The organism is Curtobacterium sp. NPDC090217, from assembly GCF_044746705.1.
Lineage (GTDB): Bacteria > Actinomycetota > Actinomycetes > Actinomycetales > Microbacteriaceae > Curtobacterium.
Genome location: NZ_JBIVCR010000001.1, coordinates 1278379 through 1304837 on the forward strand (window position 1 = coordinate 1278379; position 26459 = coordinate 1304837).

14 protein-coding genes are annotated in these 26459 nt (G+C 72.5%); 12 read left to right on the plus strand and 2 right to left on the minus strand.

The genetic code is table 11. The features are described 5' to 3' along the window. The first annotated feature begins 6 nt into the window (after nucleotides 1–6). From ACIPJ2_RS06395 to ACIPJ2_RS06405, 3 genes are all read left to right on the plus strand, one after another. On the plus strand, nucleotides 7–906 hold the full coding sequence (locus tag ACIPJ2_RS06395) for a CPBP family intramembrane glutamic endopeptidase (protein ID WP_281266836.1): 900 nt from the start codon (nucleotides 7–9) through the stop codon (nucleotides 904–906). A gap of 117 nt (nucleotides 907–1023) precedes the next feature. Then, nucleotides 1024–2808, plus strand: a complete 1785-nt coding sequence (locus tag ACIPJ2_RS06400) for a phosphatase PAP2 family protein (RefSeq protein ID WP_402728060.1) — start codon at nucleotides 1024–1026, stop codon at nucleotides 2806–2808. A gap of 77 nt (nucleotides 2809–2885) precedes the next feature. Further along, entirely contained in the window at nucleotides 2886–3752 is an 867-nt protein-coding gene (locus tag ACIPJ2_RS06405) for a L,D-transpeptidase (RefSeq protein ID WP_402728061.1), read from the plus strand. 106 nt (nucleotides 3753–3858) lie between these two features. On the opposite strand, the gene ACIPJ2_RS06410 is transcribed toward ACIPJ2_RS06405, so the two are convergent. Then, on the minus strand, nucleotides 3859–4647 hold the full coding sequence (locus ACIPJ2_RS06410; protein WP_402728062.1) for a trans-aconitate 2-methyltransferase: 789 nt from the start codon (nucleotides 4645–4647) through the stop codon (nucleotides 3859–3861). After that, the gene (locus ACIPJ2_RS06415) at nucleotides 4647–5444 is read right to left on the minus strand and encodes an HAD-IIA family hydrolase (RefSeq protein WP_144756338.1); all 798 of its coding nucleotides are present in this window, start codon (nucleotides 5442–5444) and stop codon (nucleotides 4647–4649) included. The genes ACIPJ2_RS06410 and ACIPJ2_RS06415 overlap by 1 nt, the downstream gene beginning before the upstream one ends. A 197-nt stretch (nucleotides 5445–5641) precedes the next feature. Between ACIPJ2_RS06415 and ACIPJ2_RS06420 the strand changes: the two genes are divergently transcribed. The 9 genes from ACIPJ2_RS06420 (at nucleotide 5642) to ACIPJ2_RS06460 (ending at nucleotide 26455) form a co-directional block, all read left to right on the plus strand. Continuing rightward, complete coding sequence (locus tag ACIPJ2_RS06420; protein WP_402728063.1) at nucleotides 5642–6319, plus strand: TetR/AcrR family transcriptional regulator C-terminal domain-containing protein; 678 nt, start codon at nucleotides 5642–5644, stop codon at nucleotides 6317–6319. Between the two features lie 173 nt (nucleotides 6320–6492). Further along, on the plus strand, nucleotides 6493–6657 hold the full coding sequence (locus ACIPJ2_RS06425; protein ID WP_402728064.1) for a hypothetical protein: 165 nt from the start codon (nucleotides 6493–6495) through the stop codon (nucleotides 6655–6657). A 17-nt stretch (nucleotides 6658–6674) separates the two neighbouring features. After that, nucleotides 6675–6974, plus strand: coding sequence for a hypothetical protein (locus ACIPJ2_RS06430; protein WP_402728065.1), 300 nt, complete (start codon nucleotides 6675–6677; stop codon nucleotides 6972–6974). A gap of 62 nt (nucleotides 6975–7036) precedes the next feature. Next, nucleotides 7037–7483, plus strand: a complete 447-nt coding sequence (locus ACIPJ2_RS06435; protein ID WP_402728066.1) for a hypothetical protein — start codon at nucleotides 7037–7039, stop codon at nucleotides 7481–7483. Continuing rightward, the gene (locus ACIPJ2_RS06440; RefSeq protein WP_402728067.1) at nucleotides 7476–8240 is read left to right on the plus strand and encodes an ABC transporter ATP-binding protein; all 765 of its coding nucleotides are present in this window, start codon (nucleotides 7476–7478) and stop codon (nucleotides 8238–8240) included. Before ACIPJ2_RS06435 ends, ACIPJ2_RS06440 begins: the two co-directional genes overlap by 8 nt. Further along, nucleotides 8237–9673, plus strand: coding sequence for a hypothetical protein (locus ACIPJ2_RS06445; RefSeq protein WP_402728068.1), 1437 nt, complete (start codon nucleotides 8237–8239; stop codon nucleotides 9671–9673). The genes ACIPJ2_RS06440 and ACIPJ2_RS06445 overlap by 4 nt, the downstream gene beginning before the upstream one ends. Nucleotides 9674–9698: 25 nt before the next feature. After that, complete coding sequence (locus tag ACIPJ2_RS06450) at nucleotides 9699–10337, plus strand: TrmH family RNA methyltransferase (RefSeq protein WP_402728069.1); 639 nt, start codon at nucleotides 9699–9701, stop codon at nucleotides 10335–10337. Nucleotides 10338–10895: 558 nt separating this feature from the next. Further along, nucleotides 10896–25994, plus strand: coding sequence for a hypothetical protein (locus tag ACIPJ2_RS06455; RefSeq protein WP_402728070.1), 15099 nt, complete (start codon nucleotides 10896–10898; stop codon nucleotides 25992–25994). Further along, complete coding sequence (locus ACIPJ2_RS06460) at nucleotides 25991–26455, plus strand: hypothetical protein (protein ID WP_402728071.1); 465 nt, start codon at nucleotides 25991–25993, stop codon at nucleotides 26453–26455. Before ACIPJ2_RS06455 ends, ACIPJ2_RS06460 begins: the two co-directional genes overlap by 4 nt. The last annotated feature ends 4 nt before the right edge of the window (nucleotides 26456–26459 follow it).

Sequence of the window (26459 nt, forward strand, 5' to 3'; positions counted from 1 at the left end):
ACAGGCATGGCATCCGAACGACGGCGCTGGCCCGTCCCGCCGTCGCTCCTGGTCGGCCTCGCACCCCTCGTGGTGTTCGCCGGCATCAGCGCCTGGCGGTCCCGACCGAGCGACGACTACCCCTCCCTCGGCGAGACGGTCGACAGCGTGGTCCGGGCGCTCGTCGTCCCGGAGGGCATCGCCGCGCTGGCGCTCGCCGTCGTCGTGACGGCGCTCGGCTGGTGGCGCATCGCGACGGTCGACACGACCAGGAGTCCGCTGCGCTGGACGTGGATCGCCCCGGCGCTGATCCTCGTCGTCTGCCTGGTCCGGCTGCCGCTCGTCGACTGGACGGCGCTCCCGTGGCACTACTTCCTGCTGCTCGGCATCGGCGTGCTGTTCGTCGGGGTCTTCGAGGAGCTGATGACCCGCGGCGTGCTGCTCGTGGGGCTCCGGCGGCGGCTGCCCGAGTTCGGCGTGTGGATCGTCTCGTGCGTGCTCTTCGGCCTGCTGCACCTGCTCAACGCCCTCGCCGGCGCCGGCATCGGACCCACGCTGATCCAGGTCGTGTTCGCGGCGTCCTTCGGCTCCGTGCTGTACGTCGCCCGGCGGCTCTCGGGCGGCCTGCTGCTGCCGGTGCTGCTGCACGCGTTCTGGGACTTCGGGTCGATCGCGGTGTCGGCGACGGCGCGGGGTGACCTCGGCACGATGGCCATCGCCGGCGTCATCGGGATCGGCGCCTTCGCGGTGCTGGCCCTCGGGATCGTGGCCGGTGGGCTCGTCTCGTGGCGGGACGATGCTCCGCGCAGACTCCAGCGGCGGTGGCGCGACGTCCCCCCAAACCCGTTGGCCGAGCAACGCCGCCCCGTACCGGAGTGGTACGACCTGCGAACCCGCACAGACACTCCGACCGGTTCACCTGCCTGACCCCGGCCGTTCCTCGGACCGACACCGAGCCTCCTTACCGTCGCGTCGATCCCAGTCGACACCGACGCCGTCGGTCCACAGAGAGGAGCGCCGTCCGGCTCCGGACGGCAACCACGCATGCGCACATCCGCACGCGCCATGGCCACGGGGGTGATCGTCGCGGGCGTCGCGACGGCCCTGGTCATCGGCAACCCACTCACGGCCTCCGCCGCGAGCTACCCGAGCGACACCACGAAGCCGGACCTCGTCTCGCTGCTCAGCGGCTACGACGCGTTCTGGAAGTCGAGCGGCGTCAACGACCTGCACGGCACCGTCGTCGACCCGGCGACGCTCGCGAAGAACGACGAGCTGACCTCGTGGATCAACCAGAACGCGACGAAGGCGCAGCAGTTCACGGCGCTGCAGGACTCCGAGTACAACAACGCCTCGAACACCGCCTACGACCAGTCGCTCACGGTGTCGCAGGGGCTCGGCGCCGCGCTCGAGAAGATCTACGTCGACGGAACGAACTCCGGTGCGCTGCCGTTGACGCAGGCGCTCATCAACAGCTCGAACGGCACCACCGGCGCCTACGTCAGCACCGGTGATGCCAAGGCGCACTTCAGCTACCCGCGTCCGTACCTGCCGGGCACCACGACGGCCACGCTCCCGGCCGGCGACGACCAGACGGGCTGCCCCCCGGCCACCGTGAACGCCTCGTCCGTGACGCCGAACCGCGTCGGCAAGGCGTGGGCCAGCGCCGACGGCACGCTCGACATCACCCGCGTCGCGCCGCAGACCGACACGACGAAGGAGTTCTCGCCGAACGACGTCGTGCTCGACGCCGGCTACGGCACGAAGGGCATCTGCACCGGCGGCTCGTACCCGAGCGGCCACACGACGACGGCGTACCAGGCCGGCATCACCCTCGCGACGCTCGTCCCCGAGCTCGCGCCGGAGATCCTCGCCCGCACGTCGGAGAACGGCAACGACCGCATCGTCCTCGGCGTGCACTACCCGCTCGACATCATGGGCGGGCGCATCGACGGCGAGGCCGCGCTCGCAGCCCGCTGGTCGGACACCCAGTACCGCACGCAGGTCCTCGAGCCGGCCCGGGCCGAGCTCACCGCGTACCTCGAGTCGAAGTGCGGCGACACCCTGTCGAACTGCATCGCCGCGGAGAAGCCGTACGAGAACGACCCCTACGGCGGCAAGGCCATCCCCGGCGGCACGTCCCAGATCGTCACCGACCGTGCGTCGGCCGTCAAGGTCTACCACGAGCGCCTCGACTACGGCTTCGCCGCGACGGGCACGACGGGTCTCGCCCCGAGCGTCCCGACCGGTGCGGAGAACCTGCTCCTCACCGCGTTCCCGACCCTCACCGACGCCCAGCGCACCTCGGTGCTCGCGCAGACCGAGATCGCGTCGGGTGACCCGCTCGACCAGTCCGGCAGCGCGAGCGGCTCGTGGGAGCGGCTCGACCTCGCCGCCGCGACGAGCGCCACGGTCGCGGTCGCTGACGACGGCTCCGTGAAGGTGGTCGCCACCGGCGGGCAGGCCTCGGTCCTGTCCGCGCACCTCACCGCGCCGAACGGCACGTCGGTGCAGGCGGGCTCGTCGCTCGCGCTCGCCGGGACCGGCTTCACCGCAGGCGAGTCCTACCGCGTCGTGCTGCACAGCGACCCGGTCGTCGTCGGCACGCTCACGCCCGACGCCTCCGGCGCCGTCACCGGCAGCGTCGTCATCCCGGCGGGCACCGCTGCGGGCTCGCACACGATCGACGTCGTGGACGCGTCCGGTGCGTCGGTGCTGACCGACCCGCTCGCGATCACCGTCACGGCGGCGTCCGCCGCGGCAGGCGGGACCGGTACCGGCACCAGCCCGGTGGCGATCGGCATCCACCTGCCCGTCGTCAGCGGCTGATCCACAGCGACCGGACTGGAGGCCCGGCGCGGCGACCCGACGCCGCGCCGGCCTCCACAGGAAGGCACGTCCACCCCATGCGCAAGCGCACCATCTGGACCACCGTCGGCATCGCGGCAGCGGCCGTCGTCGCCGCCGGCGCCGTCACGATCCCGCTCCTCGGCGGCACGCCCGCGCCGTCCTCCACCGCGTCGACGTCCGCCCGGCCGGTCGCCTCCGCCCCCGCCGTGCCGTCCGTGAGCGACTCCGCGCTCGCGGCGCTCCCGGAGGCGCAGTACTCCGCGGTCATCGGCGGGCTGATGCCCGTGCGGGACACCGTCACGACGGACACCGTCTTCCGGCTGCGAGCGGACGCGCCGCTGTTCGGCTCGGACCGCACGGAGCCCGTCGCCCGCTTCGCCGCGACGGACTTCCTGCAGCAGCCGACGACCGTCGTGGGGCTCCGCCGCGAGGGCCCGTGGGAACTCGTGCTCACCCCCGCCCGGCAGCAGCTGCCCTCCGCAGCCGGGGGATCGGCGGCCGCGCAGACCTCGGCCTGGGTGCCGGTCGCGTCGCTCACGAAGGCGTCGACGCCGACGTCCCGCGTCGTGATCTCGACGAAGGACCAGAGCGTCTCGATCGTCTCCGCGTCGGGCGCCGTGCAGCAGCGGTTCTCGGCCGGGGTCGGCACGGCGGACACCCCGACACCGACCGACGTGACGGGGTACCTCGAGCAGCGCTACGTCGACCCGTCGCAGGGCACCGGCGACCACCCGATCCAGCTCACTTCGCTCCACTCGGCCGCGGCCGACGAGCCGTACGGCGGACACGACGGCGGGCTCATCGGCATGCACTGGAACGCCGAGACCTCCGGAGCGGTGTCGCACGGCTGCGTCCGCCTCGACGCCGACGCCGTGGCCGCGATCAACGCCCTCCCGCTCGGCACCCTCGTCACCGTGCAGTAGTGCCGCGTTTGTCGTCCAGCTCCCGCTCCCACAGGTTGCGCCCCGCTGTGAACACCGCGCCCCGTCGCGCCGGGGCGCGGTGTTCGTGCGGGGGCGCGATCGGGCGTCAGGACCTGCGGGCGACGGCGAAGACGCGTCGGAAGGGGTAGACCGTGCCGTGCGGGCCCGTCGGGTACGCCTGCCGCAGACGGGCCGCGTACTCGGACTCGTACGCACTGGACAGCGCGCCGGAGGGATCGGCAGCGTCGAGTGCCGCCAGCGCTGGACGGAGCCCCGTCCCGCGGACCCACTCGAGCACGGGATCCGGGCCATGCAGGAGCTGCATGTAGGTCGTCTCCCAGGCGTCCGCGTGGAACCCGTTCGACTCGAACAGCTCCAGGTACCCGGCGGGGCCGAGCACCGGATCGGCGCGGAGGACGCCGTCGAGCGCGCTCGCCCACGGGCCGTCGGCCGCGACCGCCCGCATCAGCGCGTGCGAGGGGGAGTCGAAGTTCCCGGGGACCTGCATCGCGAACCACGACCCGGACGGCATCGCGGCGAGCCACCCCGGCAGCAGCGACACGTGCGACGGGACCCACTGCAGCGCGGCGTTCGTGACCACGACGTCGTCCTCCGCCGTGGGGGACCACTCCTCGATGGCACGCTGCTCGAACGACAGGTTCGGATGCGCGGACGCGATGCTCGCCCCATCGGCGAGCATCTCCGCCGAGGAGTCCATCCCGACGACGCGGGCCGACGGCCAGCGTTCCGCGAGGGTGGCCGTGAGGGCCCCGGGACCGCAGCCCAGGTCGACGACGCGACGGGGAGCCTCCCGTCCGATCCGGGCGACCAGGTCGTGGAACGGACGCGACCGCTCGTCGCTGAAGGCCGCGTAGCGGGCCGGGTCCCAGCGCACTACATCTCGACTTCGATGGGCTCGGTGCGCACGAGTTCGTGGACGCCGGAGATGACCTCGCTCGGGCGGAACGGGTAGCGGTCGATCTCGGCCTGGTCGCTGATGCCCGTCATGACGAGGACGGTGTGGAGCCCCGCTTCGATGCCGGCCTGCACGTCGGTGTCCATGCGGTCGCCGATCATGCCGGTGTTCTCGGAGTGCGCGCCGATCCGGTTCATCGCGGAGCGGAACATCATCGGGTTCGGCTTGCCGACCACGTACGGCTGCTTGCCGGTGGCCTTCTCGATCATCGCGGCGATGGCGCCCGTCGCGGGCAGGACGCCCTCGGCGCTCGGGCCCGTCGCGTCGGGGTTCGTGACGATGAAGCGGGCACCGTCGCGGATCAGGCGGACGGCCTTGGTGATCGCCTCGAACGAGTAGTTGCGGGTCTCGCCGACGACGACGTAGTCGGGGGCGGTCTCGGTCATGATGAAGCCGGCCTCGTGGAGGGCGGTGGTCATGCCGGCCTCGCCGATGACGAACGCGGAGCCGCCCGGCATCTGCGACTTGCAGAAGTCCGCCGTCGCGAGGGCGCTCGTCCAGATCCGGTCCTCCGGCACGTCGATGCCGGACCACCGCAGGCGGGCGCTGAGGTCGCGCGGCGTGAAGATCGAGTTGTTCGTGAGGACGAGGAACTCCGTGCCCTCGTCGAGCCACTGCTGGATGAGTTCCGGGGCACCGGGGAGCGCCTGGTTCTCGTGGACGAGGACGCCGTCCATGTCCGTCAGCCAGCACTCGACCTCGTCGCGGGTTGCCATGTTCCTCACCCTAGTGCGCGCCGGTTGCGGCGCCGCCCGTGGCCGGCTCGGAAAAGGCCGGGAGGCTCGGATCGGCTCTTGCGCGCCGCTCGCGGACCCGAGATGGTCGAGACACCGAACGGCGTTCGGCTTTGCCGTACGCTTTTCGAGACCCGTACCGAAACTGCGGGATCCGTCCCGAACCAGGAGAACCACCCGTGCTCGTCGAACCCGGAAGCCCGTCCGCCACCCCACGACCGTCGGCCGGTGACGCCGTCGTGCCGGCGGCTCCGCGACGACGTCGGGGGCGGCCGAACGTGCTCACCCGCGAGCAGGTCATCGACGCTGCGACGGCGATCGCGAACGAGGACGGTCTCGAGCGGCTGTCGTTCCGTGCCCTCGGCAACCGGCTCGGGGTCGCGCCGATGACGGTGCACCGGACGATCGGCGGGCTCGACGACCTGCACGCGGAGCTCGTGCGCCGGACGGTCGACGAGTTCACGGCGACGTTCGTGTGGCCGACGGACTGGCGGGAGATCGTCCGCGTCTTCGCCACCACCTTCCGGGACCTGATGCGCACCCACCCGCTCGTGCTCGAGTCGCACAGCAGCCGGGCGCCGCTCGTGTCGAGCGAGTCGGACGCGGTCGTCGCGAAGGTCGTCGGCGCGCTCCGTTCCGCCGGGCTGTCCGACACCGAGGCGATGTACGCGTTCTTCGTCGTGTACGACTTCGTCGTCGGGCACGCCGGCGTGCAGGTCGGTCGTGGTGACGCCGAGGCCGGGCGCCCGGAGCGGCACGCGCTCGTCGGCGAGATCCTCGGGTCGCACTCGTACGACGACCGGTTCTCCCTCGGACTGGACATCCTGCTCGCGGGGATCGAGTCCCGCGTCCGCTGATTTTCGAGGTCAACGAAAACTCCTTGACACGTGGAGTGTGGAACGCCAGGATTTCACACACCAACCAAGAAGGGGGTCTTCGAATGACCGCATTGTCGCCGTCCGCCTATGCAGCTCAGGTCTCACTGATCAACGCCTGGCGTTCCGCTCACCCCGCTGTTCGATCGAACGGCGTGATCCCGATCATCCTCGTCGTGGCGATCGTCGTCCTGCTCGCGCTGGGCGCAACGATCGTGATCGGCGCCGTCGCACTCTGCGCGGCGAACGGTGGGGTCCTCGACTCCGTCGTGAGCCTGTCTGACTGGACCGTGAAGGTCACCTGCCACAAGCTGAAGTGAGCGGCGGAATGGCTCTCATGTCCACGCAGCGCACACTGTTCGGCACGTTCCTCGGAGGGCTGCTGGGGCTGCTCTCGGGCATCGTCATCGACGGCGGACTGTGGCTGTGGGCGTTCGCGTCCGTGCTCAGTGGCGACGGTGCCGTGACCATCGGGCCCATCGTCCACGCTTCGACCATCGAGGGGTCTGCGACCGCGGTCGGCGGTCCCGGTCTCTTGATCGTCCCGGTCGGCCTCGCGCTCGTCGGAGCTGTGCTCGCCTGGCTCATCTCGCGTCGATCGGCAGCGGGTACCCGGGCGGCCGTACCCCGAGGGTGACACATCGCAGGCGCGAAGTTTGGCCGGCGGCGATCATCGCCGCCGGCCAGGCTTCCTGGCGAGTGACGCTCGTCGTCCTCGGCGTCGTGGTCGTGCCCGGCGCAGCGATCTGCACCGTCGGAGTCGTCGCCTTCGGCCCCGCCGTCCTCGGACCGATGGTCGTCGCGCTCTCGCTGTTCGTGCTGTCGTCCTTCATCCACGAACTCGGCCACGCGGTTGCGCACGTGCTCTTCGCCGATCCTGCCCGGGCGATCGTCGCGGGTCGCGGGGCGTGGGCGTCCGGGAGTGTTGTCCGGTGGAGTCTCGGCACCAACGCGGACGGCGCCGTGGCGATCGCCGGCCCCTTCGCGGCGATGGCCTCCGGACTCCTCATCCTCGTGCTCCCGATCCCGTTCATCCTCGCGTACCCCGTCGTCGCGCTGTTCTCCGTCCACCTCCTCAGCCTGACTCGTCATGCCGCAGACGGCAGCCAGGTACGTCGCGCGATCGAAGGAGATCCTGATGCTTGAAGTCCGAGCCGTGTCCAAGTCCTACGGGCCCAGTGCAGTGCTGGCCGATGTCTCCTTCGCCATCGAGCCGGGCGAAGTCGTTGCGCTCGTCGGTCCGAACGGGGCCGGGAAGAGCACGCTGATCCACGTCATCACCGGTCTCACGAAGCCGACCTCGGGTGATGTCCTCGCAGACGGCGTCCGGATCAGAGCGGGTGGCTACACCGGCATCGGGTTCTGCCCGGACGACCTCCCGCTCCCCGAACTCCTGACCGGCCACGAGTACCTCGACTTCGCCGAGGCGTTGCACGGATCTCGTGTCGGGGCCGGACATCGGCAGCGGCTGCTCGAGTGCCTCCGGCTCGACGACGCGGCTGGTCGGCTGCTGTCCACGTTCAGCCACGGGATGAAGCGGAAGCTCCAGCTCCTCGCGGCTCTGCTCCGAGGTCCGAGCGTCCTCATCCTCGACGAGCCGCTCCGCGGTCTCGATCCAGAGTCCGGAGCGCTGCTGCGCGCGCTGATCCACGACTTCGCCGAGCACGGAGGCGCCGTCTTGCTCTCGACACACGACCTGCCATCTGCGCAGACGACGGCCACGCGCTTCCTGGTCCTCCAGCAGGGACGCCTCATCGTCGACGACAGTGTGCGCGAGCTCGCGGCGGGAGGACGCTCGATCGAGGACGTCTTCCTCGCGACGACCGGGATCGGCGAGTCCGTCGCGCGATCCAGTGCGCTGTTCGTCGGTGCGCTGGCGCGCGCGGAACGGTCGCGTCGATGACGCCCACCTTCGCCATCGCGCGCACGACCGGTCTCGTCCTCGTCAGGCACATCGAGCAAGCGGTCGGCGGTCGAGCGGTCGCCACGGTCATCGCGGCGATCGTCGGAGCCGCCGTCGTGCTGTACAACGTCGTGGCGTACGACTTCCTCGCGCGGTTCCTCCCGGCCGACGCCGTCGAGGCGTCGTACATCGACGCCGCGCAGCTGGTCGATGCCCTCTCCGCAGCGCAGGTGGCGAGTGCGGGAGGGATCGCGGTCCTGGTGCTGATCCTCGCACCTGGCAACTCCGCCGTGCGGATCTCGGCCCAGGTGCTCTCAGCGCGTCGTGTCCCTGCCCGACTGGGCGAGTCCATTCCCTTCGTGGTGCTCATCACGACGGCGTCCGGGGCGTTGACCATCGGTCCGTCGGTGTACCTCGGGTCGATCGTCGGCGACGGCCCGTTCACCGCGTGCGCGCTGCTCGCAACGAACGTCGCGTCGGCCCTCGGGATCGCGATCGTCGCGGAGAGCCTCCGCCTCATCGGCACCGCGGTACGGCTCAGTTCGGCCGCAGTCCAGCTCATCGCGGTCCTCGGCGCGGTGACGGTGGTCGGGGTGACGGTCTACGACTCCACATCCGCTGCGCGGGAGGGGAGGGCACCGGCGGCGGCGATCTGGTCGGAGGTCGTCACGATGCGACAGGGTGTCGACGGATCGGTCGTCGCCCTGTCCGCCGCGGTGCTGTCCACCGCTGTCCTGCTCGTCGCCCTGCTCGTCGTCCGCTGCGCGCAGCGGTTGGAGCCACTCGGGCATCCCCACCGCCTCGTCACGTTGCGCCGATGCCTGCCCCGAGGCGGTGCTTGGCTCACGCGCGAGATCGCGATGGTCGTCCGGCAGCCCATCGGCCAGGTGTCGCTCGCGGTCTCGGTGGTCACGGTCGCCCTCGTGGGCGTGGCCGCCCGCAACGGTGTGATGCCGCTCTCCGTGGCGCTCATGACGTGCGCGATGCTCGCGGCAGCGCCGCTCGAACTGTCGTGGGGTCGGGTGGCGACCTGGTCGTGGGTCTACCGGCAGCACCGGACGCCCGCAGTCCGCATCGTGGTCCCACAGGTTGCGGCGGGGATGGTGTGGGCAGTGCTCCTCACCTGTACGGCGTTCGGGGTGATCGGGACCGTCCCCGAGCCGTCCGTCGTCGTGCAGCACTCCCTCGCCCTCGTCGCCGCGGCGAGTGTGGCCTACGCCGCGGGATGCGTCGCTCCGGCGAACGCGGACGTCCCTGCGTCCGTGGCTGTGACCTCCGTCCTGGCCATCGTGTGCGAGACGCTCGTCGTGTGGGCAGGATCGCGGCTCGACCTGCTCCACCTCGGACTCAGCGGCGTGTTGTTCGGAGTGGTGGCGGTCGCGTCGCTCGGAGCCGCCGTCGCGCGGATCCGCTCCCGCCTCGAGAGTCCCTGAGCCGGCTCGCCCGTACGCTGGAGCCGTGACCGACGAGCCCGCGCCGACCCATGAGCGCACGACGCACGGGGTCGGGCCGCACCCGCGGCCGTGGCCCGACGATCCCCGGCTCGACCCGGAGCTGCTCGAGCACGGGGACACCCGCAACGTCGTGGACGCCTACCGGTACTGGTCGATGGAGGCGATCGTCGCTGACCTCGACACCCGTCGACACGGGTTCGACGTCGCGATCGAGAACTGGCAGCACGACCTGAACATCGGGTCGATCGTCCGGTCGGCGAACGCGTTCCTCGCGGGGACCGTGCACATCATCGGGCGCCGGCGCTGGAACCGTCGCGGGGCGATGGTCACGGACCGGTACCAGCACGTGCGGAACCACCCCGACGTGGCGTCCTTCCTGCAGGCGATGCGCGACGAGGGACGCCCGGTCATCGCGATCGACAACACCCCTGGTGCCGAGATGCTCGAGACCGCGGAGGTCCCCGAGCGCTGCGTGTTCCTGTTCGGGCAGGAGGGGCCCGGGCTGACCGACGAGGCCGTCGCCGGCGCGGACGGGCACCTCGAGATCGCGCAGTACGGCTCCACCCGGAGCATCAACGCGTCCGCGGCCGCCGCGATCGTCATGCACGCGTGGATCGTCCGGCACGCCACGCCCCCTCGCTGAACCCGTCCCGGGTCCGGCTGCCGAGTGCGCAGAAGTGGTGACGTCCGGGGTGGAGCGCTCACATCGTCTGCGCACTCGATCGGGGCCGAGGTAGTGGATGCCAGCTCCGGCAGATGAGTGCGCAGAAGTGCTGACGTCCGGGGTGGAGCGCTCACATCGTCTGCGCACTCGATCCAGTGCGGCACGTCCGGCACGTGCGACACGTCCGGCACGTGCGGCACGAGCGGCACGTGCGGCACGTGCGGCACCCGCGGCCCTGCGCCACCGGGAAGCGATGGGCGACACCTGTCCCCCGAACAGGGTGAACGGCGGGGTGAAAAACCCCCGAACGAGGGGTCCTCGACCTTTCCGCCCTCCAAGATCAGAGGAGTCGGCCATTGAGGCGGTCGGCAATCCCTGATCAAACTGACCTGCACGCGTGGACCCGACCACACGAAGGGGTCTCCTCGTCGTGTCCGGAAGGTCACACACGTGCTGCTCGCGCCCCGTTCCCCTCGGCATCGGTCGGAATCCGTCGCGCGTCCCCGGTGGTTCCGCGGGATCGCGTTGGCCCTCGCCGTGCTCATCCCGACCACCGGCGTCGCCCTGGGTACCACCGGGGTGGCGCAGGCGGCCGTGGTGCAGTGGGGGAGCGGGGCCGATCAGTCACCGAACTACCAGGCGACCGTCAACGGCGACTTCACCATGACGGGCAACGGCGTCCTGGCGTGCTCGGGTACCGCGCTCACCGCGACGACCACGAGCGGCAGCTGCACCGACCTGCACGCGAACAACCCGGGCACGGGCGTCACGACGTCGTACAACGACTACTTCAAGATGACGAACTCGAACACGGTGTCCGGGTTCACCACGAACTCGTCGACCGGCAGCGTGACGATCCCGTCCGGCGCGACTGTGACGAAGGCGTACCTCGACTGGAGCGCGAACACGGGCGTGTTCACCGGCTCCGGCAACGTGACCTGCTCGGGGAACTCCGCGAACGGCTCGCAGTGGTACGCCACGCGACCGGACGCGGCGAACGGCTACCGGACGCAGGGCGTGCAGCTCAAGGTCGGCACCGGCGCGATCCGGACGGTTGCGCCCGACGCCCTCCTCGAGGACCCGACGAGCCAGGCGAGCGCGTTGTACTACTCGGCGAGCGCCGACGTGACGAGCGCCTTCGCGAACGCGACGACCGGTTCCGCGCTGAACGTCAGCGCCGGGAACATCTGGGCCGCGGTCGGCGCCGGCTGCTACGCGGGCTGGTCCCTGACGGTCGTGTACGACTACGGCAAGTACATCCCCGGGAACGCCGCGAGCGCCCCGCACAAGGTCATCTACTACCAGGGCCACGTCCGCGAGGCCGCGTCGGACAGCCCGCTGACCGTGAACTTCACCGGCTTCTCGGCGCTGCAGTCCGGCGTGAAGTTCGGGTACACGCTCTACGAGGGCGACCGCGGCATCACCGGCGACTACATGCGGTACACCCCGCAGGGCGGCACCGCGACCGAGGTCCTGAACACCAAGGGCGCGAGCGGCAACATCGGTGTCGGGCAGGCGGACGGCTCGGCCAGGTACACGCAGACGAGCGACACCAGCGCGTTCACGAACCAGAGCGTCGACGTGCACACCCAGACGCTCTCCGGTGTCAACAAGGGCGACACGTCGATGACCCTGACGGTCGGGACGAGCGGTGACTCCTACCTGCTGCAGAACGCCGTGCTGTCCGTGCCGACGGCGGCGCTCAGCGTGTCGAAGACCCTCGACGGCTCGACGAACGACCAGTACCGGATCGCCTCGGAGAACACGGCCTACACGATCACGGTGACGAACAACGGGTCGGTCGCCCTGTCGAACATCCGCCTGACGTTCCCCGACACCGAGACGTGCACGCCGTCGTCCACCATCGCCGGACCGTTGGCGTCGGGCGCGACGGCCACGGTCCAGTGCACCGGTCCGCCGCCCACGGCAGCGTCGACCACCAGCTCGGTGACCGCGACCGGCCAGGTCGCGAGCGACACCACGGTGTCCGTGACCGACACGGCATCCACGAACACGTACCTCTCCGCGCTCGGGCTCACGAAGACGTCCGCCCTGGCGAACGGAGCGACCGGCAAGGCCGGCGACACCGTGAACTACACCTTCACCGCGACGAACACCGGCACCGGCCCGCTCTCCGGCGTCGCGATCACGGACCCGCTCGCCGGGCTCTCCGCACTGACCTACGGCTCCTGGCCGTCCGGCACGGCCGGGGCGCTCGCCGCCGGGCAGTCCGTCACGGCCACCGGCACGTACACGCTGACGCAGAACGACGTCGACGCCGGCACCGTCACGAACACCGCCACCGTCACGGGCACGGACCCGGACGGCGGCCCCACGCCCACCGCGACCGCGTCGCGCACGCAGCCGCTCGGCGCCGCGAACGCGCTCACCCTGACGAAGTCCGGTGCGCTGGCATCCGGAGCGACCGGCAAGGCCGGCGACACCGTGAACTGGTCGTTCCGTCTGACGAACTCCGGTGCCCAGACGATCACCGGTGCGACGATCACCGACCAGCTCGCCGGCGTCTCGTCCATCGCGTACGGCACGTGGCCGCAGGGGACGGCCGGGAGGCTCGGGCCGGGTCAGTCCGTCACGGCAACCGCGACCTCGACGCTGACCCAGGGGCAGGTCGATGCCGGCTCGCTGACGAACACGGCCACCGCCTCCGGACGGAGCGCCACCGGCAGCGCCGTCACCGCACCGACCGCGACGGCGACCGTCGCGATCCCCGCCGCGAACGTGCTGACGCTCGCCAAGACCGGGGCGATCGCCGCCGGCTCGACCGGCAAGGCCGGCGACGGTGTGACCTGGTCGTTCACGCTGACCAACTCGGGCAACCAGACCGTCACCTCCGCGAGCATCACCGACCGACTCGCGGGAGTGTCCGCGATCACGTTCGGCACCTGGCCGTCCGGCACGAGCGGCACGCTCGCTCCCGGGCAGTCCGTGACCGGGACCGCGACGTACGCGCTCACGCAGACCGACGTCGACGCCGGCAGCGTCGTGAACACCGCCGGTGCGTCCGCGACGGCCGCCACGGGTGGGACGGTCACCGCGACCGACGCGACGGCGACGGTCCGGGTGACCGATGCCTCCAGTCTGACCATCGTCAAGGACGGGAGCCTGGCGTCCGGCGCGACCGGGCGTGCCGGGGACACCGTGAACTGGACGTTCCGGGTGACCAACGGCGGCAACCGCACCCTCACCGGTGTCGCGATCGCCGACCCGCTGGCCGGGCTGTCCGCGATCTCCTACGGCACCTGGGCGTCCGGGACCACAGGCAAGCTCGCACCGGGGCAGTCCGTCACCGCGACCGCGACGTCGACGCTGACGCAGGCGCAGGTCGACGCCGGATCGATCACGAACACCGCGACCGCGAACGGCACGAACCCGTCGGGCACGGCCGTGACGAGCGGCCAGACCACGAAGACGGTCAACGTGGCCGCGGCGCAGAAGATCGCCGTCACGAAGACCGGTTCGCTCGCGTCCGGTGCGACCGGCGGGGTCGGTGACACCGTGAACTGGCAGTTCAGCGCGACGAACACCGGCAACACCACGCTGTACGGGGTCGCGATCGCGGACGGGCTCTCCGGCATCTCGGCGGTGACGTACACGTGGCCGGGGACCAGCGGCCAGCTCGCCCCGAACCAGACGGTGACCGCGACGGCGACGTACAAGCTGACCCAGGCGGACGTCGACGCCGGCAGCGTCGTGAACACCGCGACGGCCTCCGGGAACACCCGGGCCGACGGCACCGGCTCCCCGGCGTCGTCGACGGGCTCCGCCGCGGTCTCGGTGACCCGTGCACCCGGCATCGCGGTCGCGAAGTCCGGGGCGCTCGCCTCGGGCTCGACGGGTGCCGTCGGGGACACCGTGAACTACACGTTCACCGTCCGGAACTCGGGCAACCAGACCCTCACCGGGGTGGCCGTCAGCGACCCGCTGGCCGGGCTGTCCTCGCTGACCTACTCGTGGCCGGGCACCTCGGGCCGCCTGACCCCCGGGCAGTCCGCCACCGCGACGGCGACCTACAAGCTGACCCAGAAGGACGTCGACGCCGGGGTCGTGACGAACACGGCCACCGCGACCGGAGCCGCGCCCGACGGCAGCACCGCGACCAACTCCGCATCGGCCCGCACCACGGTGCCGACGGCGCCCGGGATCGCCGTCGCGAAGACCGGGGCGCTCGCCGCCGGTGCGACGGGCAAGGCCGGTGACACCGTGGACTACACGTTCACGGCGCGGAACACCGGCAACCAGACGCTGACCGGCGTCACCGTGTCCGACGCGCTCGCCGGCGTCTCCACGATCGCGTACGGCACGTGGCCCTCCGGGACCGCGGGCACGCTCGCACCGGGGCAGTCCGTCACCGCGACCGCGACGTACACGCTGACCCAGGCGGACGTCGACGCGGGCAGCGTGGTGAACACCGCCCAGTCGACGGGTCGTTCGCCCGCGGGCACGGCCGTCACCGCGTCGTCCCCCTCGACGCTCGTCGTGCCGGCGTCCGGTGCACTGTCCTTCACGAAGACGGGCACGGCGCCGTCGGGTGCAGCGGCCGGGTCGACCGTGAGCTGGACCTTCACCGCGCGGAACACCGGCAACGTGACCCTCACCGGCGTCACGATCACCGACCAGCTCGCGGGGCTCTCCGCGATCACGTCCTCGTGGCCGGGGGCCACCGGGCGCCTCGCTCCGGGGCAGACCGTCACCGCGACCGCCACGTCGACGCTGACGCAGGCGCAGGTCGACGCTGGCACCGTCCGGAACACCGCGACGATCGCCGGCACGACCCCGTCGAACACCGTCGTGTCCCAGGCCACCGCGACCAGCGTGTCGATCGACCGCACGGCGTCGATCACCGTCACGAAGACCGGCTCGCTCGCCGCGGGCTCGACCGGGACCGCCGGCGACCGCGCCGACTGGACGCTCCGCATCACGAACACCGGCAACACCACGCTGACGTCCGTCGCCGCGACGGACTCGCTCGCCGGGCTCTCCTCGTTGACCTACACCTGGCCGGGGACCGCGGGGACCCTCGCACCGGGGCAGTCCGCGACCGCGACGGCGTCCGGCACGGTGACCCAGGCGGACATCGACGCCGGCTCGGTGACGAACACCGCGTCCGCGTCCGGGTCCGGTCCGTCCGGCACGACGACCGCGACGGCGCAGGGCTCCGGCACGATCCCGCTCGCGGGCTCGCCGGCGCTCGGCTTCACGAAGAGCGTGGCGACGGGCAACGGGTACACCGGCCGGGCCGGTGACACCCTCGTCTACACGTTCCGGGTGACCAACTCGGGCAACCAGACGCTCACGAACGTCGCGATCACCGACCCGCACGCCGGCCTCGGTGCGATGACGTACTCCTGGCCGGGCACCGCTGGTCGACTGACGCCTGGTCAGTCGGCCACCGCGACCGCGTCCTACACGCTGACGCAGGCCGACGTCGACGCCGGCACCGTGGCGAACCGGGCGACGGCATCGGCGACGACGCCCTCCGGCACAGCCGTGACGACTCCGGCATCGGCATCGGCGGCGATCACCGCGGCGCCCGGCATCGCGGTCGCGAAGAGCGCCGTCGTCGGCGGGACCGGCCGGGCCGGCGACACCGTGACGTACCGCTTCGACGTGTCGAACACCGGTACCACGACCCTGACCGGCGTCGCCGTCAGCGACCCGCTGTCCGGGCTCTCGACGATCTCGTACGGCACGTGGCCCTCCGGCACCTCCGGCACGCTCGCGCCGGGACAGACCGTCCGCGGTACCGCGACGTACACGATCACCCAGGCGGACATCGACGCCGGCAGCATCGTCAACACCGCGACCACGACGGGCACGACTCCGGGCGGCTCCGCCGTGCGCGGCACCGGTTCGACGACCGTGACGCCGGCCGGTGGTGCGCCCGCGATCGCCCTGGCCAAGACCGAGCGGCTCGGCACGACCGCCACCGGTGTCGCGGGTGACACCGTGCGCCTCGGCTACACGATCACGAACTCCGGCAACCAGACCCTGACGAACGTCACCCTCACCGACGCGCAGTCCGGGATCTCCGCGTTCACCTACGGCGCATGGCCCTCCGGCACCGCCGGACGGCTCGCCCCCGGGCAGTCGGTCACCGTCACGGCGACCTACGCCCTGACCCAGGCCGACGTCGACGCGGGCACGATCTCGAGCACCGCGACGACGACGGGCGTCTCGCCGGGCGGGACGACCGTGCGCGACACCGACACCGGCTCCGTCAGCACCAACCGCTCGCCGGCGGTCGCCCTCACCGAGAGCGGCACCGTCACGAGCGGCACCGGCGGCGTCGGGTCCGTCGTGACCTGGACCTACCGCGCGACGAACACCGGCACCGTGACCCTGTCCGTGCCGGAGATCGTGCACGCCCTCGGCGGCACCGTCACCTACGCATGGCCGAACGCGCCGAACACCCTCGCCCCAGGACAGTCCGTCACCGCGACGACCACCTCCACCATCACGCAGGAGGACGTCGACGCCGGATCCCTCGTCGACTCGTCGTCCGTCACCGGGACCGCCCCCACGGGTGTCGACCCCGCGACCGTCACCGCGACGGCGTCGGCCACCGTGACGACGAACGACGCCGCCCCCGGCCTGACCGTCACGAAGGCCGAGACCTTCGCCGCGGACGGCTCGACCACCCGCGCCGCCGTCGCTGGCGACCAGGTCGACATGCGCTACCGCATCACGAACTCGGGCAACGTCACGCTGACCATCGTCGGTGTGCAGGACGCCCAGCGCGGCATCTCGAGCGTCGTCTTCGCCGACGGCGACACCACGATCACGCTCGCTCCTGGCCGGAGCGCCACCGCCACGGCCAGCTACACGCTGAGCCAGTCCGACGTCGACGCGGGCGGCATCAGCTCCGTCGCGACGGCCTTCGGCACGACCCCCGCCGGCACCCGGGTCACCGCGACCGCGAGCGCCGGGGTCACGATCACCCCGACCCCGGCCGTGTCCCTGACGAAGACCGCGCGCTACGACGTCGGCTCGGACGGCGCCGTGCAGAGCGGGAAGGTCGGCGACACCGTCGTCTTCTCGTTCCTCGCGACGAACACCGGCACGGTCACGCTCGACGGGATCGCGCTCCGCGACCAGCTCGTCGGCCTCGCCTCGGCGACCCCGGTCACCGGCACGCCGACCCTGACGAACGTCGAGTGGTCCGGCGGCTCCGCCGGATCGCTCGCCCCGGGGGAGCGCGTCCGCGCCGTCGCCCGGTACACCGTCACCCAGGCCGACGTCGACGCCGGCTCGATCACGAACGCGGCGACGATCAGCGGCACCACGCCGACGGGTGCCACCACGTCCGGCGACGCCACCGTCACGATCGCGACCGACGCCGACAACACGGCGGCGATCGGCATCGTCAAGACCGCGACGGTCCCCGGTACCGGCACGCCGAAGCCCGGCGACCCGGTGGACCTCGGCTACACCGTGACGAACACCGGCGACTTCACGCTGACCGGCGTGACGATCCGGGACGCCGGCGCGAACGGCGACGGCATCACGGTCGGGACCTGGCCCTCCGGCACCGCCGGACGCCTGACGCCCGGGCAGACCGTCACCGCGACCGCCGTGCACACGTTGACCCAGGCGGACATCGACGCCGGCTTCGTCTCGAGCCCCGCGACCACCACGGGGACGCCAGCGAGCGGCGCAGCGGTCACGGCGACGAGCTACCGCACGGTGCCGATCACGCAGGTCAACACGTTCTCCTTCAACAAGACGGGCGTCCCGACGGGCAGCGGTGCCGGCGCGGGCGACGAGCTCCGCTTCACGCTGACCGCCGCGAACACCGGCAACACGACGCTCGACCTGCTCCAGATGACCGACCAGCTGCAGGGCGTCGGCGTCCTGTCGTACACCTGGCCGGACCCGTCGAAGCCCGGGACGGTCCTCCCCGGGCAGCAGGCGACGGCGACCGCGGCGTACACGGTCAGCCAGGCGGACGTCGACGCCGGCAGCGTCGTGAACACCGCAAACGCGGTCGCCAGCCCGCCGACCGGAGCCGCGATCACGAAGACCGCAGCGTCGACCACCGCGACCGACGCACCAGCGCCGACGATCACGCTCGACAAGACCGAGGCGCTGACCGATGGGTCCGCCGGTGTCGCCGGGGACGTCGTGCGGTTCGGCTACACCGTCACGAACACCGGGAAGACCACCCTGACCGGTGTCGGCCTGACCGACGAGCAGCAGGGCCTGTCCGGTGTCGCGTTCGGTGCGTGGCCGTCCGGCACCACCGGCACGCTCGCGCCGGGTCAGTCCGTCACTGCGACGGCGACGTACCGGCTCACGCAGGCCGACGTCGACCGCGCGGCGGCGGACACCGACGACCACGTGTCGCTCGCGAGCGCCGCGACGACGACCGCCACCGACCGCCGCACCGGTGCGCCGGTGAGCGCCACGTCCGACGGTCGGGTCGTGCTCGACCCGTCGAGCTCGGTCGCCACCAGGAAGACCGCGTCGACGGTCGGTGGCGGCGACATCCGCGCCGTGCAGGTCGGCGACGTCGTCCGGTACACCGTGACCGCGACGAACACCGGACAGACGACGCTGACCGACGTGGTGGTCGCCGACCCGATCGCCGGGCTCGGCACCCCGACCACCACGTGGCCGAACGCCACCGCGGGCACGCTCGCACCCGGGCAGGCCGTCGTCGTCACCGCGGACCGCACGGTCACGCAGGACGACGTCGACGCCGGGTCGATCGCGAACACGGCCACGACGACCGCGTCCACGCCCGCCGGCACCAGCGTGTCCGGCAGCGGCACCCGGACCGTCGTCACGACGAGCGGCGCTCCCGGCATCCGCATCGTCAAGGACGAGCGACTGACCGCCGGTGCCACCGGGGCAGCCGGCGACTCCGTCGACATGACCTTCACCGTGACGAACACCGGCGACGTGACCCTCACCGGCGTCGGGGTCAGCGACTCGCAGCAGGGTGTCTCCGGCGTCCGCTTCGACGCCTGGCCGTCCGCGACCGGCCGACTCGCCCCCGGGCAGTCCGTCGTCGCCCACGCCACGTACACGCTCACGCAGGCCGACGTCGACCGCGGCTCGGTCTCGAGCACGGCGATCACGACGGGCACGCCGCCGCGGGGTGCCGCCGTGTCCGCCTCCGACGACGGCAGCGCGACCGTCGCACCGCGCGGGTCGATCACCGTCGACAAGACCGCGACCCTCGCCGGGGCGACCGGCGCCGTCGGCGACACCGTCCGGTACGGCTTCCGCGTCGAGAACACCGGCAACGTCACGCTCACGGGCGTCGGGATCGACGACGTCCTGAACGGGCTGTCCGCCGTGACGATCGCCGACTGGCCGTCCACGACCGGCCGACTCGCACCGGGACAGGTCGTCACCGGCACCGCGACGTACCGGGTCACGCAGGCCGACGTCGACGCGGGGAGTGTCGCGAACGACGCCACCGCGTCCGGCACGACGCCCGCCGGCGACACCGTCACCGCGAGCGACGCGGCCACCGTGCCGCTCGCCGCAGCAGCGCCGGGGATCCGGATCGACAAGACCGAGCGGCTCGCCGACGGGGCTGCCGGCGTCGCGGGCGACACCGTCCGGCTCGGCTTCACGGTCACGAACACCGGCACGGCGACACTGTCCGGTGTCACGCTGACCGACGCGCAGCCCGGGCTGTCCGACATCGCGTTCGGCAGCTGGCCGTCCGCGGTCGGGACCCTCGCTCCTGGGCAGTCCGTCACCGCGACGGCGACCGTCACGCTGACGCAGGCGGACGTCGACCGCGGTTCCGTCGCCAGCATCGCCGAGACCACGGGGACCGCCCCTCGTGGCACCACCGTGTCCGACACCGCCCGTGGCAGCGTCGCGCTGACGGCCCCGGCGGACGTCTCGGTCCAGAAGCAGGCGGCGTACCTCGGTGGCGGCACGGGCCGGGTCGGTGACGTCGTGGGCTACACGTTCACGATCACGAACACCGGACAGGTCACGCTGACCGCGAGCCGGGTCGCCGACGAGCTCGCCGGCCTCGGCCCGGTCACGGTCGCCGACGGTCCGAACGGCGACGGCACACTCGCGCCCGGGCAGACGCTGACCGCGAAGGCCACGTACACCGTGACCCAGTCGGACGTCGACGCCGGCTCCGTCGTGAACCGTGCGACGGTCACCGCGACGCCGGCCCGCGGCGACGACGTCACCGCGTCCGACAGCGCCACGATCCGCACGTCCGACGGCGCACCGGCGATCGCACTCACCAAGACCGAGGAGCGCACCGGTACCGGGACGCCGGTGGTCGGCGACACCGTGCGCCTCGGCTACACGATCACGAACACCGGCAACCAGACCCTCACCGGCATCAGGGTCGCCGACGAGCAGCAGGGCGTCGGCACCGTCGCCTACGGCGCCTGGCCCGGTGCGTCCGGTCGCCTCGCCCCCGGCGAGTCCGTCACCGCGACGACGACCTACGCCCTCACCCAGGCGGACATCGACGCCGGTCGCGTCGCGAGTGCCGCCACCGCCACCGGGTCCGCCCCGACGGGAGGCTCGGTGCGCGCCACCGACACCGCCGGCGTCGACCTGCTGGCGGCTCCAGGGCTCCGGGTCACCAAGGCGGGCCGGCTTGCGCCTGGTGCCACCGGCGCTGCCGGCGAGGGCATCCGCTGGACCTTCACCATCGCCAACACGGGCAACGTCACGCTGACGGGCGTCTCCGTCGCGGACGGCCTCGCCGGGATCTCCGACCCGACCGTCGGCACCTGGCCCGGCGCGACCGGTGTCCTGGCGCCGGGGCAGACCGTCACGGCGACCGCGGCGTCGACGATCGCACAGTCCGACGTCGATGCCGGGTCCGTCACGAACTCCGCGACCGTCTCCGGCACCGCGCCGGACGGCTCCGTCGTGGACGACTCCGACACCGCGACGGTGCAGACCGCAGCGTCCGGCCCGCGGATCGGCGTCGTGAAGTCGGCGACCCTCGCGGACGGTGCCACCGGTGCCGCGGGTGACCGGGTCGAGTACCGCTACACGATCACGAACTCCGGCAACGTCACCCTCACCGGCGTGACGGCGGCGGACGACCAGGACGGCGTCTCCGCGATCGCCTACGGCACCTGGCCGGGCACCGCCGGACGCCTCGCACCGGGGCAGACCGTGACGGCGACCGCCTCGCACGTGCTGACGCAGGCCGAGGTGGACCGCGGCTCCCTGACGAGCACCGTCACCGCGACCGGCAACCCGCCGACGGGTGACCGCGCCAGCGCCACCGACGCCGCGACCGTCGTGATCGTCCCCGACGCCGCGCTGACGTTCTCGAAGTCCGCCGCGTACACCGACGGTGGCATCGGCCGCGTCGGCGACACCGTCCGCTACACGCTCACGGCGAGGAACACCGGCACCGTCACGCTCTCCGGCGTGACGCTGTCCGACCGCCTCGCCGGGCTGTCCGCGATCGACGCGGACTGGCCGGGCACCGCTGGAACCCTCGCGCCGTCGCAGACCGTGACGGCGACGGCGGAGTACACGGTCACCCAGGCCGACGTCGACGCCGGCAGCATCGTCAACGCCGCCACCGCGACCGGCAACCCGCCGGCCGGGGCACCGGTCACGCGCACGGACAGCACCACCGTGCGCACCGCGGACCCGGCCGACGGCATCGCGCTGGTCAAGGACGAGCGGGTGACGAGCGGCACCGGCGTGGCCGGCGACACCGTCACCTTCACCTTCACGATCGCGAACACCGGCAACCGGACCCTCGACGGCGTCACGCTCGACGACGACCAGGCCCGCCTCGGCACCGTGACCTTCGGCTCGTGGCCGGCACGCGCCGGACAGCTCGCACCAGGGCAGTCGGTCACCGCCACGGCGACGTACGTGCTGACCCAGGCCGACGTCGACCGCGGTTCGATCGAGAGCACGGCGACCACGACCGCGACGACCCCGGCCGGGGACGTCGTGCGCGACACCGCGACGGGTGGGGTCGACACGGTCCGCACCGGCTCGTGGACGATCGACAAGCGCGGCGCGCTCGCCGACGGCGCCCGGGGCGTCCTCGGCGACCGGATCGACTGGACCTACCGCGTCACGAACACCGGCACGGTCACGCTGACCGACGTCGACGTCGCGGACACCCTGCCAGGCGTCTCCGACCCGACGGTGTCCGCGTGGCCGAACGGCACCGCCGGCACCCTGCTGCCCGGACAGTCCGTCACCGCCACGGCACGCTCGACCGTCACGCAGACCGACGTCGACGCGGGCAGCGTGGTCAACCGCGCGACCGCGACGGCAGCCACACCCGACGGCGTCACGGACCCCGGCGCGCAGGACGACAGCGCCACCGTCGTGCTCCGCTCCGCCGAGCAGCGCATCGCCGTCACGAAGACCGCGCGCCTCGCGGACGGCTCCACCGGTGCCGCCGGCGACACCATCGAGTTCGGCTACGTCGTGACGAACACCGGCACCGCGACGCTCTCCGGGGTCACCGTGACCGACGCCCGCGTCGGTGTCTCGACCATCAGGGTCGACTGGCCGGGACGCACCGGGGTCCTGGCGCCAGGGGAGTCCGCGCGGGCAGTGGCGTCCACCGCACTCACGCAGGCCGACGTCGATGCCGGGAGCCAGGCCTCCCGTGCGACCGCGACCGGGAGCGGACCCGGCGGCGCGACCGTCACCGCGACCGACTCGGCCGTCGTGACCATCGCGCCGCAGCCCGCGATCGCGCTGTCCGAGCAGGGTGCCCTGGCACCGGGCGCGACCGGCGCCGTGGGCGACACCGTGCAGTGGACGTTCACCGTGACGAACACCGGCACCGTGACGCTCGACCAGGCAGCGCTCCGCGCGCAGCTCGGCGACGCGGCGTTCGGGCCGTGGCCGGGGGCCGACGGCGTGCTCGCACCGGGGCAGGTCGTCACCGCCACCGCCACGTCGACGATCACGCAGGCCGACTTCGACCGCGGCAGCGTCGCCAACCCGGCGACCGTCACGGCGACGGCGCCCGACGGCCAGGCCGCGACCGCCGACGCCTCCGCGACCGTGGCGACCGGTCCCGCCGATGCCCGCATCGGCATCACGAAGACCGCGGCGCTGCCGGACGGCGACACCGCGCCTCGTGCCGGCGACGTCGTGACGTTCACGTACCGCGTGACGAACACCGGCACCTCGACGCTGGACGGCGTCACGGTCACCGACGCGCAGGACGGCGTCGGCACCGTGTCGTACGACTGGCCGGGTGCCGCCGGGGTCCTCGCTCCGGGGCAGACCGTCACGGCGACCGCGACGGTCGCGCTCACCCAGCAGGACGTCGACCGCGGGTCCCTCGGCAGCTCGGCGACCGCCACCGGCACGCCGCCGACCGGGCCGTCCGTCGACGCGACCGCCGACGCGACCGTGGTGCTGCCGGGATCGCCGTCGCTCGCGGTGACCAAGTCCGGCGTGCTCCGCGACGGCGCCACCGGATCGGTCGGTGACACGGTCGACTACACCGTCACCGTGCGGAACACCGGGACCACGACGCTCCACGACATCGCGGCGACGGACCCGCTGCCCGGGCTCGGCGCGCTGCGCTTCGCCGACTCGTTCGACGGCACGCTCGCACCGGGTGAGGCCGCCACGGCGACCGCCGCGTACACGGTGACCCAGGACGACGTCGACGCCGGCAGCGTGCTGAACACCGCGACCGCGACGGCGAGCCCGCCGACGGGTGGGCCGGTGACGGCCTCCGGTTCGGCGACCGTCGGACTCGCCGCTGCCGCCGCCGGGATCACCATCGACAAGACCCAGCAGCTCGCCGACGGGGCAGCCGGTCGAGCAGGCGACCGGGTGACGTACACATTCACCGTCACGAACACCGGCACGGCGACGCTCTCCGGTGTCACGGTCGCCGACGGGCAGCAGGGGCTCAGCGCGGTCAGCGTGCAGTGGCCGGGCGCGTCCGGGGTGCTCCGCCCCGGGCAGTCCGCGACGGCGACGGCGACCTACACGCTGACGCAGGCGGACGTCGACCGCGGGCGGATCGCGTCCACGGCGACGACCTCGGGCACGAGCGCCGCCGGGGCGACCGTTCGGGCGTCCGACGACGGCGCCACGACGATCTCCGGGACCCCGGGGCTGTCCGTGGTGAAGTCGGGGACCCTCGTGGGCAGCGGTTCCGCCGGCAGCACCGTCCGGTGGACGATCGACGTGCGGAACTCCGGCGCGGTGACCCTCACCGACGTCGCCGTCACGGACGACCTCGCCGGGTTCGCCACGACGGGCACGACCTGGCCGGGCGGCGCGGGTGTCCTCGCACCCGGACAGACCGTCCGGATCACCGGGACCTCGGTGCTCACGCAGGCCGACGTCGACGCGGGCGGGGTCGTGAACACCGCGCGCGCCACGGGCACCGGGCCGGACGGGACCTCGGCTTCGGCCGGCGGATCCGCCACCGTGCCGACGCCGAGCGCCACGCCGGGCATCACGATCGTGAAGACCGCACAGCTCGCACCCGGGGCCACCGGCGTCGCGGGTGACACCGTGCGCTTCCACTACGTCGTGACGAACGGCGGGGACCAGACCCTGTACGGCGTCTCGGTCCGCGACGCCCAGGCCGGCGTCTCCGCGATCACCTACCAGTGGCCGGGCACCAGCGGCGTGCTGACGCCCGGGCAGTCCGTCACGGCGGACGCCACGTACGTGCTGACGCAGGCCGACGTGGACGCGGGCCTCGTGACCTCGCCCGCGACGGCCACCGGGTACGCCCCGGACGGCGTACCGGTGAACGACTCGTCGAACGCCGGGATCAGCCTGCCGACGGCGCCGCACCTGACGCTCGTGAAGACCGGCGAACTGTCGGGGAGCGGCGCGGTCGGCGACCCCGTGGACTACACGTTCCGCGTCACGAACGACGGCAACGCGATCCTGACGGACGTCGGACTCGACGAACCGATGGCCGGGCTCTCTGGCGTCACGTGGACGTGGCCGGGAACCCCTGGACGACTCGACATCGGCCAGACCGCCACCGGTACCGCGAGGTACACGGTCACCCAGGCCGACGTCGACGCCGGCACGGTCGTGAACACCGCGACCGCGACCGGCACGGGCCCGACCGGCACCGTCGTCGTGAGTACCCCGTCCGGTGCGACCGTGCCGGTCGGGGACGCCGGAGCGGTCGGCGACCTGACGATCACGAAGACCGTGCAGTACGCCGAGGGCACCGACGGCACCGTCGGACAGCGGCTGCAGTACGGCTTCACGCTCGTGAACACCGGCACCGTGACGCTGCACGACGTGCACGTCGACGACCGGCTCGCCGGGCTCGGCACCGTCGTCTACGGCCAGTGGCCAGGGACGCCCGGTGTGCTCGAGCCGGGGGAGCGCGTCACCGCGACCGCCGCATACACGGTCGGACAGTCCGACGGCGCCGCGGGTACGGTTGTCAACAGCGCGACGGCGATCGGGACGCCGCCACCGGGGGCCCTGCCCGGCGACGACCCGGTCGTGTCCGCGCCCGACAGTGTCCGGATCACCACCCGTCCCGCTGCGGGGGTCCCTGCCCTCGCGTTCACCGGGGCGGACCCCGCCCCGGCGCTGGCCGCAGCCGCCCTGATGGTGCTGCTCGGCCTCGCACTGGCGGTCATCGGGAACCGCCGCCGCTCCAGGAAGGAACACCGATGACCCTGCGCCCCACGCGCTCCGTCTCCGTCCGACTGCTCGCCCTCGCCGGGGTCGCCGCACTGGGGCTCGGCCTCGCCGGGTGCTCCGGCGACGCCCCGGACGGCAAGGCCTCGGCGTCCGCGTCGGCGTCCGCCACCGAGCAGCCCGCGATCACCGAGGTGCAGACCCCGGCAGGCGGTGACGGCGACTACGTCGGAGCGGTCAAGGACGTCCAGGTCACCTCGTGCAAGCGTGACGGGTCGTCGTGGTCCGTGAAGGGATCGGCGGAGAACCCCGAGGACAGCGCGCAGAGCTACCGCATCTACGTCTCGCTCCTGAAGGGCGCGTCGGACACCCGGGCCGTCAAGGAGGTCGACGTCGACGGCGTGGACGCCAAGGCCTCGAAGGACTGGGACACCACCATCGACACGTCCGAGAGCGGCCTGTCGTGCGTCCTCCGCGTGGAGCGGTTCGCCGCTTGACGCA